This is a genomic window from Candidatus Zixiibacteriota bacterium, assembly GCA_014728145.1.
Lineage (GTDB): Bacteria > Zixibacteria > MSB-5A5 > JAABVY01 > JAABVY01 > WJMC01.
The window spans coordinates 1-10,234 of record WJMC01000002.1; the positions used below are offsets into that span (position 1 = coordinate 1).

General features: G+C 48.6%; 13 protein-coding genes. 6 read left to right on the forward strand and 7 right to left on the reverse strand.

The genetic code is table 11. The features are described 5' to 3' along the window. Nucleotides 1–45 precede the first annotated feature (45 nt). The 4 genes from GF404_00050 (at nt 46) to GF404_00065 (ending at nt 2,415) form a co-directional block, all read left to right on the forward strand. Nucleotides 46–234 carry a ferredoxin gene (locus GF404_00050; protein MBD3380561.1) on the forward strand — a complete coding sequence of 63 codons (189 nt, stop codon included), beginning with the start codon at nt 46–48 and terminating at the stop codon, nt 232–234. A gap of 92 nt (nt 235–326) precedes the next feature. After that, nucleotides 327–536, forward strand: a complete 210-nt coding sequence (locus GF404_00055) for a DUF1049 domain-containing protein (GenBank protein MBD3380562.1) — start codon at nt 327–329, stop codon at nt 534–536. Next, a complete protein-coding gene (locus tag GF404_00060) occupies nt 419–961 on the forward strand; it encodes an archease (GenBank protein MBD3380563.1) in 543 nt (180 codons plus the stop codon). Before GF404_00055 ends, GF404_00060 begins: the two co-directional genes overlap by 118 nt. 8 nt (nt 962–969) lie before the next feature. Beyond that, complete coding sequence (locus GF404_00065) at nt 970–2,415, forward strand: RNA-splicing ligase RtcB (protein MBD3380564.1); 1,446 nt, start codon at nt 970–972, stop codon at nt 2,413–2,415. Nucleotides 2,416–2,642: 227 nt separating this feature from the next. Here the strand turns inward: GF404_00065 and GF404_00070 are convergent, their stop codons facing one another. The 7 genes from GF404_00070 to purD form a co-directional block, all read right to left on the reverse strand. Next, complete coding sequence (locus GF404_00070) at nt 2,643–3,329, reverse strand: response regulator (GenBank protein MBD3380565.1); 687 nt, start codon at nt 3,327–3,329, stop codon at nt 2,643–2,645. 152 nt (nt 3,330–3,481) lie between these two features. Continuing rightward, entirely contained in the window at nt 3,482–4,210 is a 729-nt protein-coding gene (locus GF404_00075; GenBank protein MBD3380566.1) for a DUF1573 domain-containing protein, read from the reverse strand. Between the two features lie 40 nt (nt 4,211–4,250). Next, complete coding sequence (locus GF404_00080; GenBank protein ID MBD3380567.1) at nt 4,251–5,228, reverse strand: pyridoxal-phosphate dependent enzyme; 978 nt, start codon at nt 5,226–5,228, stop codon at nt 4,251–4,253. Next, entirely contained in the window at nt 5,225–6,139 is a 915-nt protein-coding gene (locus GF404_00085; GenBank protein ID MBD3380568.1) for a cation diffusion facilitator family transporter, read from the reverse strand. Before GF404_00085 ends, GF404_00080 begins: the two co-directional genes overlap by 4 nt. A 120-nt stretch (nt 6,140–6,259) precedes the next feature. Next, on the reverse strand, nt 6,260–7,174 hold the full coding sequence (locus tag GF404_00090; protein ID MBD3380569.1) for a tetratricopeptide repeat protein: 915 nt from the start codon (nt 7,172–7,174) through the stop codon (nt 6,260–6,262). A 22-nt stretch (nt 7,175–7,196) separates the two neighbouring features. Then, the gene (purE, locus tag GF404_00095; GenBank protein ID MBD3380570.1) at nt 7,197–7,655 is read right to left on the reverse strand and encodes a 5-(carboxyamino)imidazole ribonucleotide mutase; all 459 of its coding nucleotides are present in this window, start codon (nt 7,653–7,655) and stop codon (nt 7,197–7,199) included. 1 nt (nt 7,656) lies between these two features. Further along, a complete protein-coding gene (gene purD, locus GF404_00100; GenBank protein ID MBD3380571.1) occupies nt 7,657–8,949 on the reverse strand; it encodes a phosphoribosylamine--glycine ligase in 1,293 nt (430 codons plus the stop codon). A gap of 151 nt (nt 8,950–9,100) precedes the next feature. Between purD and GF404_00105 the strand changes: the two genes are divergently transcribed. Together GF404_00105 and GF404_00110 are read left to right on the forward strand one after the other, a co-directional pair. After that, nucleotides 9,101–9,799, forward strand: a complete 699-nt coding sequence (locus tag GF404_00105) for a queuosine precursor transporter (GenBank protein MBD3380572.1) — start codon at nt 9,101–9,103, stop codon at nt 9,797–9,799. A 73-nt stretch (nt 9,800–9,872) separates the two neighbouring features. Further along, nucleotides 9,873–10,178 carry a hypothetical protein gene (locus tag GF404_00110; GenBank protein ID MBD3380573.1) on the forward strand — a complete coding sequence of 102 codons (306 nt, stop codon included), beginning with the start codon at nt 9,873–9,875 and terminating at the stop codon, nt 10,176–10,178. Nucleotides 10,179–10,234 lie beyond the last annotated feature (56 nt).

Consider the following 10,234-nt stretch of genomic DNA (forward strand, 5'->3'; position numbering starts at 1 on the left):
CAGTATAGTGGTCAGATAATGTGACATCTCGGAAGGACTTCGCAGATGGCTATGAAGATATCGGTTGAATGTACCGCCTGCGGAATATGCGAACCGGAATGTCCCTTGACTGCGATTTCCGAGGGCGAAGATATATATATTATCGATCCCGAAGTATGTAATGAGTGCGAGGAGCAGGAAGGCGACTCGCACTGCGTTGCGGTCTGCCCGGTCGATTGTATCGAACTTTATTAGAGCGAAAAGATACTCTCGAGCGGGCTGAACATCGGCCCGCTTTTTTTGTTGCGATAGTTGAAGGCAATGCAATAATTTATCGGGGGAGGACGATGAACGCCAAATATATTATCATCCTGGTTCTTTTGATCTTTCTCGTGTTATTCCTGGTTGCCAACAGCTCGCCGGCACAGGTGCATTTCTTATTTTTCAGGCTCGAGACCTCTCAGGCTGTTCTGATCCTGATTTCAGCGTTGATTGGATTTCTGATCGGTCTGGCTGTTTTGTACAAGCAACAGCGAAAAAAGAAGGAAAAGCAGTGAGCAGGGGCTATTGCTTTGATGAAGAGATCGCTCCTTCGGACTGCGCCTTTTCTGCCTGGGGTGAAAACCTGGCGCAGTTGTTTGAACAGGCCGCCCTGGCAGTTACCGAGACTACGGTTGAACTTGAAGATGTCAGGGAGGTTGAACGTCGCACGTTCGAATTAAAGCAGGAAGATTTGGATAGCCTGCTGATCGAATGGCTGGAGGAATTGGTCTATGTCAAGGATGTTGACCGGATGGTGTTTCGACGTTATGAAATAGATATAGATGAAAGCCAGAACAGTTTGTCAGCCCGATTATACGGTGAAACCCTTGATAACAATCGTCACCGTATCAATAACGATATCAAGGCTGTCACTTATCACAAATTCAGCCTCGAGAAGTCAGCCGGGGGCTGGAAAGCTTTCGTTGTTTTAGATTTGTGAGGTGTCCTATGAAAATGCATAAAATCTCGGATGGAATATGGCAGATCGATCCGGACCAGAAGCATGGTATGCGGGTTCCGGCGGTAATTTACGCGTCCGACCGCCTGATCGACGCGATGGAGGATGGGGTCAAGGAGCAGATTACAAATGTCGCCTGCCTGCCGGGAATAGTCAAGAAGGCAATGGTTATGCCGGACGGCCATAACGGCTATGGTTTCCCGATTGGAGGAGTGGCCGCCTTTTCGACCGAGGATGGAGTGATTTCTCCGGGCGGTATAGGTTTCGATATCAACTGCGGGATCAGGATGCTGAGAACCGGTCTGACCCGGCAGGAAGTCATGCCTAAACTCGAAGACCTGATCAAGGCGCTGTTTAAGGCCGTACCCACAGGTGTAGGATGTAAGGGACAGCTCAATCTTTCCCGCAAAGACTTTAACGACGTAATTTCCGGCGGAGTGAAATGGTGCCGGGATAATGGATATGCCACCCAGGGCGATTTTGATTCGATCGAAGAAAATGGATGGTTAAAATGGGCCGATCCGGACACCGTGTCGGAACGGGCTGTAAAAAGAGGGATCAATCAGCTCGGTACGCTCGGTTCAGGCAATCATTTTCTTGAAATCGGCGTGGTAACAGAAAACAACATCTTTGACAGCCAAGCGGCGCAGAAGATGGGTATCGACCGTTCTGATCAGATCGTGATCATGATTCACTGCGGTTCACGAGGTTTCGGCCACCAGGTCGCCTCGGATTATCTCAAGAGTATGACCAAAGCTATGCACAAGTATGGTATCAAGGTTAATGACAGGGAACTGGCATGCGCGCCGTTTAAATCCGACGAAGGCCAGAAGTATTTTAAAGCGATGGCCTGTGGGGCCAATATGGCCTTCGCCAACCGCCAGATAATTACCCACCGTGTACGTGAGGTATTCAGCAGGGTCTTCAACAAGGATCCTCATCAGCTGGGCATTTCGACCGTTTATGATGTCTGTCACAATATCGCCAAGAAAGAAAACTACACTGTCGACGGGCGCGACATGGAGGTGGTCGTTCATCGCAAGGGAGCCACTCGCTCTTTCGGTCCCGACCGGGATGGTGTTCCGGAACGTTATCGTGGCCTGGGACAGCCGGTTATCGTGGGGGGGTCGATGCAGACCGGATCGTACCTGATGCTGGGAACCGAGTATGCCGACCGGGAGACATTCGGCTCGACTTTACATGGTTCCGGGCGGACTATGTCACGCTCAAAGGCCAAAAAGCAGGTTCACGGTAAATCGCTTTTAAAAGAGATGAGAGAAGCTGGTATTTATGTCCAGGCGGCCTCAATGCCGGGTCTGGCGGAGGAGGCTGGTATTGCGTATAAGCAAATCGATGATGTTATCCAGGCAATAGACGATCTGGGAATATCAAAAAAAGTGGTAAAAATTCTGCCTCTCGGCAACATCAAAGGCTGATCTTGTCCGTCTGGAAATTGCTGATAGATAACGATTTGTAAATTAAAAGAGGGTGCAACTCTGGTTGGGTAGAGGGGGCTAGGAAACTACCCAGGGACAGCAGAGGAACACCCTCGCATTATTATCTAATTACAAATTTACTAAAAAGTAATCATATTATTTTATCGTTACTTGTCAAGAAAAATTAAGGGATATTTCGGATTGTTTTTTGACAATCTATGAACAATTTACTTACTGCCGATAACGAAACCTTTTCTAACTGCGTAATCCCTGATCTCTTCGACACTCTTCAGATTTAACTTGTTGGAGATGTTTGAGCGGTGAGCCTCGACTGTTTTAGGGGAAATATATAGTATTTTTGAAATGTCTTTGGTTGTTTTACCCTCGGCCACAAGCTGGATCACCTCGCGTTCTCGGGCAGTCAGGTTGTCGAGGGCTTTCTTACGTTCTTTGCCGGTATATTGTTTAAGATATTCTCCGATCACAATCGAACATACAGCAGGTGAAAGGAAGTGTTCGCCCTTTACGACCGCCTGAAGCGCCCAAACCAGTTCCTCAAACGCGCTTTCCTTGAGTATATACCCATGAACCCCCGCGATCAATGCCTGTTTGACATACTCTTCGCTGATATACATGCTCAACATCAACGAACGCACATCGGGATGATGAGCGGTCAACTGCCTGACCGTTTCCAATCCGTTCAAAATCGGCATACCGATATCGACAATCATGATGTCCGGTGGAATTTCAGAAGCTATCTGGAGAGCTTCCCGGCCGTTCCCGGCCTCTCCCACGACTTCGAAATCTTCATAATCCCGCAAAAGATTGATTATACCGTTGCGGAACATCTGATGATCGTCAGCAAGAATAATCTTGTAGTGTTTCATACCCTTAAAGATTTCAGAATCAGTCACTCTACTATCAGCCCCCTAACAAAAGTATAACACAACAGAGTAAAAAGCAATGAATATTTTCATAAATAATCCACACAAAAGGTCACTATTCATTCTGTTTTATCGGCTGTACCCATTATTCTTGCATCAACCTGTCAGCCAATGCCTTCATTTTACTCGATCCGGTTCAGTCTGCCAACTGCGGGTATTGTAAAGCGCTTTTTCTTGCCATCTTCCAAATAGGCATCCATGGAAGCGGAAAAATGATAGTAATGAGGTTTGTTCGGTATTCGCAGAAGAGTCATTTTCAGCTTTGTAGTCTCACCTGCTTTTAAAATCGTATCAGCCAGTTCGGCACGAACATAGGCTTCCGAGAAATCGACCAAATTGAGATTAACGTCATCTTCCATCTTGTTTTTAATCTCAGCCACGAAAACATTATCGAGTTTATCCATCGACAAGCGGCCCATATTGATAACTTCCGGTGTAATTTCCACCAGCGGGTGCGGTTGCCCAGTGAAAGCCACGATGGTGATATCACGTAATGGTCGTTCGGGATCATTGGAGATGATGCTGGCGCTCTTTTTGACAAGCCCGGTCAAGCGCTTGGAATCGAAGTAGAAGTCGACATAGGTGGAATCGCCGGGAGCGATATTGTCGCTCTGAATCGGCGCGGTCGAACATCCGCAATGGGCCTTGACCTTGATTATCCTGAGGGTGTCGTCGCCCTCGTTGTAGAGCCAGAAGCGATGCATGACCTTGCCGTCCACGGCAAAATAACCGAAATCAAACAGCGAATCCGGGATAACCAGCTCTGCGGCCGGATCCTGGCCCTGTAATTGTGAACCAGTCAGTACTACAAGTATAAAAACCAGGTAGAAAAACAGCTTGAGCGAATTCATAGAGCTCCTCCTGTATCCAATAGAAAATACACTATTTTATTTATATATCGAAACCTTGCGCTTTCATCCACTCATCCGAATACATCTTGGTCAGATATCTCTGCCCGGAATCACAGGCCAGAGTAACCACCATTGCGGTATCATCGAGCTTGCGCGCGACCTGAAGGGCGGCATGGATATGAGCCCCGGTTGAGCCTCCGGTCAGGATGCCCTCCTGGCGCGCCAGTTTACGGGAAGTCAAAAAAGCGTCCCGGTCATATACTCGGATGACGTCATCGACTACCTCGGGATGGAAGGCCCGCACTACCATGTCGGTGCCGATACCCTCGACCTTGCAGGGATAATGCTCAATTCCTTCAGTCCGGCCGGTTTTGATCCAGTCGTAAAACAACGAACCTTCCGGGTCAACACCAATAATCTTTATATCGGGATTTTTTTCCTTGAGGTAACGTCCGGCCCCGGAGATAGTTCCACCCGTACCGATCCCGGCCACGAGATGTGTGATCCGGCCTTCGGTATCTTCCCAGATTTCAGGCCCGGTGCGCATATAGTGAGCTTCCACGTTTTTCTGGGAATGATACTGCGAGAGATAAAAGTAACCTTCTTTTTGCCCCAGTTCATAAGCGACCATGTAATTACTTCGAGGATCATCCCAGCTCACTTCAGTCGGTGTCACAATAACCTCGGCACCATACGCCTTGATCAGGTCGATTTTCTCCTGGCTGGTTTTATCCGCCACGGCAAAGACCGCTTTATAACCGAGATTTGCCGCGACCATACTGACCGCTACTGCCGCGTTGCCGGAGGAATTATCAACAATCTTATCGGTTTTTTTTATCACACCGCGCTTTTCGGCATCCCTGATGATATAACTGGCCATCCTGTCCTTGACCGAGCCGGCCGGATTGAGGTATTCCATTTTCAAAAAGATCGGCGCAGAAATACCTTCAGCGGTTTTGCCCAGTTTCAAGAGCGGGGTATGACCGATCAGGTCAATTATGTTTTCAACGTATTTCATCGTTTCTCCTGAGAGTTATCAAAAGGTTCCACATGAACCATTACATCCTGTATTCTGCCGTTAGATTTGATTAAGAACTGCTTGCATTCAGAAGCAATATCATGACCGTCCCTGACCGTTAAACCCTGATCCACCATAATGACAACGTCAACTATTAGATACGTACCCATGCTCCGCAGTTTTAGATCTCTCACTGATTTTATACCTGTGACCTTGTTGAGGGTTTCCAAAACCTGTTGTTCTGATTCAGGTTCGGGATTACCTCCCATGAGCGAATGAACATTCTCCCGTATCAGCACTATGGCGTTACGGATGATTAAAAGGGCGATCCAGATACCGGCGATCGGGTCAAGTATCGGCCATTTGAGCTGGGCGGCGATGATTCCTATCAGGGCACCCAGTGAGGCGTAGGCATCGGAACGGTGGTCGTATGCGTTGGCGATAATCGCCGGGCTCTTGCTTTCGCGCCCGACACGGATCGTCCAGCGGTAGAGTATCTCTTTGAGCACGATTGTGAAAACCGCGATCACAGTTGCCAGTGTAGTCGGGGCGACATAGTTTTTGTGGATGATGACATGAATCGCCTGGTACACGATGTAGCCACCGACGATCAATAGCGTAAAGGCCACGAAGATAGCCGCCAGCGTGTCAGCCTGACCATGGCCGTAGCGATGTTCCCGGTCGGGAGGCTTGCGGGCGATCATGCGCCCCATGTAGACCACCATGTTGGCAACCAAATCCAGAAGGGAATTGATAGCATCGGCCAGAAGTGCTTGCGAGCGACCGAAAGTGCCCCCGATAATCTTGGCTATAAGCAAAAAAGCGTTGGCAATAATCGAGACAACCGTAGTTTTATCGGCCTCCGCCTGACGGCTCTCGTAAGTACTTGCATTTTCATCAGGGACGGTCATAACATCGCAATTATATACACTTTTTGAACTTTTACAATAGTTTAACCGGTCATATAAAAAAGAAAGTTTCTCCGACTGGAGAAACTTTCTCGATACTCTATCTTACTACTAATTGTTGTCTCAATCGTAAGCAATGCCTGCTTGATCAAAGTAATCGACCAGTTTCTTGACGATCCCCTGAGCCTGTCCCCGCATTGTTTTAATCTGCGAGTTTTTACTCCCGGAAGTTAGTTTCAAAAACTGGTTGTAGGCCTCGTAAGCTCGTACCACGGAGCTTTCAGTCTGCTGACCGAGACAGGCTGAGCCGAGGTTAAACCAGGACTGGTAGTGCCTGGGATCATACTTAACTGCTTTTTCATAGTTGGACATCGACTTCGACCATGATTCCTGGTCGAGGTAGATATTTCCCATCTCAAAGTAAGCCATGTGATATTTGGGGTCGATTTTGGCCGCGCTGGAGAAATTGTCGACAGCCTCGTCGGTCTTGCCGACTTCTGTATACGATTTACCTAAAAAATAGAAGATTTTCTTGTCTTTGGGTTTATGCTTAATGAGCTGTTCGAGCTTGCTGATAGCGCGGTCATAAGCGTTATTGTTGTAGAACAGCATGGCGTAAGCTTCCATAATCTCTACATCCTCCGGCTTGCGCTTGAGTGCCTCTGAAAAAGCGTTATCACCGATTGTGAGATCGCCGGTCTTAGTCGCTGCCAGCCCCAGGTTTTTCCAGCCGTCGACGTTATCCGGGTTGAGCTGGGTAACTTTCTCAAAGTGTTCCTGGGCCTTCTTGTAGTCTTTTTGCTTGAAGAGTATGGCGCCCAGGTTAAAGTGGGGTTTTGAGTATTCCGCATCTTCGGCAATCGCCGCTTCATATTTGGTTTTGGCTGTTTTGAGGTCGCCCGCGCTTTCGGCATCGACCCCCTCATTGAACAGTTCCTTGGCCTTTTCGCTCTGGGCCTGAACCGTTCCAATGGAAGCTACGAAGAAAATACAGGTGAAGATCAAGAGTATCCTGTGAATGTCCTTTCTGCTAATCAAAATATGCCTCTCCTTTCGCTGTCTATTTCTTTTTCATATTTTCGAGATACGCATCTATTCTGTTATACACATCAGAATCGGAAAGTGCGATAATTCTGGCCGCCAAAAGGGCCGAGTTGACCGCGCCATGGCTGTCCAGAGCAACCGCGCCGACCGGCACACCCTTGGGCATCTGCACCACCGAAAACATTGAATCGAGACCGCTCAGGGCCGAACCTGAGAGCGGTACGCCGATTACCGGAAGGCGGGTTTTAGAGGCCGCCACCCCTGGCAACGCGGCCGACATTCCGGCCATGCAAATAATCACCCTGGTGCCTTTTTCCTGTGCGGTCGAGGCCAGTTCGGTAGTCTTTTCCGGTTCACGATGAGCCGAGGAGATCTCCAGTTGATTGGAAATCTTCAGCTCCTCGAGTGTCGCCTGACATTTTTCACCATACTTGAGATCAGATTTCGATCCGAGAAGAATAAGTACTTCAGCCATTCTACACCTGCCTTGAAAATCTAAACCGTCTGCGTGATGCCCGCGCCGCGATGTCCTTGCGAAAATGGGCGTTATCAAATTCTATCAGGTTAACTCCGTCGTAAGCTGATGCAATCGCGTCCTGGAGGTTATCCTCCTGTGCCACAACGCACAGCACTCTTCCGCCGGAGGTGTAATACTTCCCGTTGTCAAATGTTGATCCGGCATGAAAAACCTGGCGATTGCCGGAAATCGCCCTGTCAATACCATTGATAAGTTTTCCTTTATCATAGCTTCCGGGATACCCGCCCGAAGCCATTACCACTCCAACCGAGAAGCGATCGAAAAAGTTCAATTCATCCAGCTCCAGGTTATGGTTGGCCACTGCCATGCACAGAGCCGCCAGGTCATGACTGATAAGTGGCAGTACCGCTTGAGTTTCGGGATCCCCGAAACGGCAGTTGAATTCGATCACACGAGGACCGAAATCGGTGATCATCAGGCCCGCATAGAGTATACCCCTGAAGGGGCGGTTTTCTTCCCATAAACCTCGAATTGCCGGTTCCAAAACCAGATCTGTGATCATCTCGACCAGCTTGTCGGAAGCGAACGGTACCGGACAGAAAGCTCCCATACCGCCTGTATTGGGACCCTCATCTTCATCAAATACCGGCTTATGGTCCTGTGACGGAAGCAGTGGAAGAACGGATTTACCATCGGTAAAAGCCATCAAGGTCAGCTCCTCGCCGATCAGTTTATCCTCGATCACGACCTGATTGCCGGCCTCACCGAAAGCCTTGTCTACCATAATTTTCTGGAGTGTGTCACGGGCTTCATCGACCGTGTTGACGATAATCGCGCCCTTGCCGGCCGCCAGGCCGTCGGCCTTGATCACCACCGGCAGGTTGACTTCGCCCACAAACTGTGAGGCCTCGTCGAGATTATCGAAGACTTTATAAGGGGCGGTGGGAATATGGTATTTGGTCATGAACTGTTTGGCGAAAACCTTGCTCGATTCAATTTCCGCGGCCGCCTTCGAAGGGCCGAAAATCTTCTGCCCGGCCTGTTCGAATTTGTCTACTATTCCGCCTGCCAGCGGATCCTCGGGGCCGACTATGGTCAAATCTATCTGGTTGTCGCGCGCGAATGCGAGCAGGTCATCGTGCTGGTTGGGCTTGATCTGCACGCTCTCGGCCATGGCCGAGATACCGCCGTTGCCGGGAGCGCAAAAGATCTTATTGACCTGTTTGGACTGCCTTAATTTCCATATCAGGGCATGTTCACGGCCGCCCGAGCCAATCACCAGGATTCTCATAACTCACCTCAAAAACTGGGGTCAAAATATATAAGTTTCGCGAAAATATACAACTTTTTTGGAAATTTTAATTATAATAGCTTAATTCAATAAACGAAAGTATTAAATATTCGTTTATTCCGACTTGTATAATCAGACCGGGATCGAGGTTATGCCTAACGAGTTACTCTGGATCATATTCCTTTTGTTCGATTTGGCGATGGTGATCGTTGCTTATCGGCTGTGGGGAAGAATCGGGCTGTATGCTATGATTGCCGGATCGGTAATTATATGCAACATCCAGGTCGTGGTTGTGGTCGAGATGTTCGGCCTGACTGCCACTTTGGGCAATATTGTCTACGCGTCGATCTTTCTGGCGACGGATATACTGAGCGAGAATTATGGCAAACGCGAGGCGCGCAAAGGTATCTGGATAGGTTTTTTCTGCCTTTTCTGGATGATCGCGGCGATGCAAATTGCTATCCAGTTCAAGCCCTCCGGGTTCGACCGGATGATGCCTCATCTGACAGAGATTTTCTCGTTTCTGCCACGGATCGCGATCGCGTCGCTTTTGGCATATTTGATTTCTCAGCATCACGATGTCTGGGCTTTTCACAAGCTCAAGGCCAGAACCGGGGGCAGATTGCTGTGGCTCAGGAACAATCTCTCGACCGCTGTCAGTCAGCTTCTCGATTCTGTGGCCTTTACCTTGATTGCATTCTGGGGAGTGTTTCCAGCTTCGGAACTGTTTCAGATAGTTGTCACGACTTATTTATTCAAGGTCATTGTGGCCGGCCTGGACACACCCTTCATATATCTTGCGCGTAAAATCAAGACGGCGGTACCCGCGGGTGAGGGAAAATTGATTTGACAATTTGCCTTGTTTTTATAATATAGTTTCAGACCAACTGGTATGAGATCAGCATCGTAAATCATTTGAGATTATGCTAAACACAATAGTTTGCTGGAGTTGTAAAAACGAAGTGGAACTGCCGGACAAGGTCACCCGGCAGGATATGTGTCCGGAATGTGACAATCCGCTCAAGTGTTGTTTCAACTGTCGTTTTTACGATAAATCCGCTTATCATCAATGCACAGAACCCCAGGCGGAATGGGTTCGATACAAAGAGAAAGCGAATTTTTGCGAGTATTTCCAGCCCCGTCTGACGTATATGGAAAAGCAGGAATCACAGCCTCTCGATACTCCTGAAGATCGCAAAAAAGCCTGGGACGATCTCTTTGAAGACTGAGTTTTCAGCCTGATGTCAACCTGACTACCGCCAGAATATGCTTGCGATTAGATGCC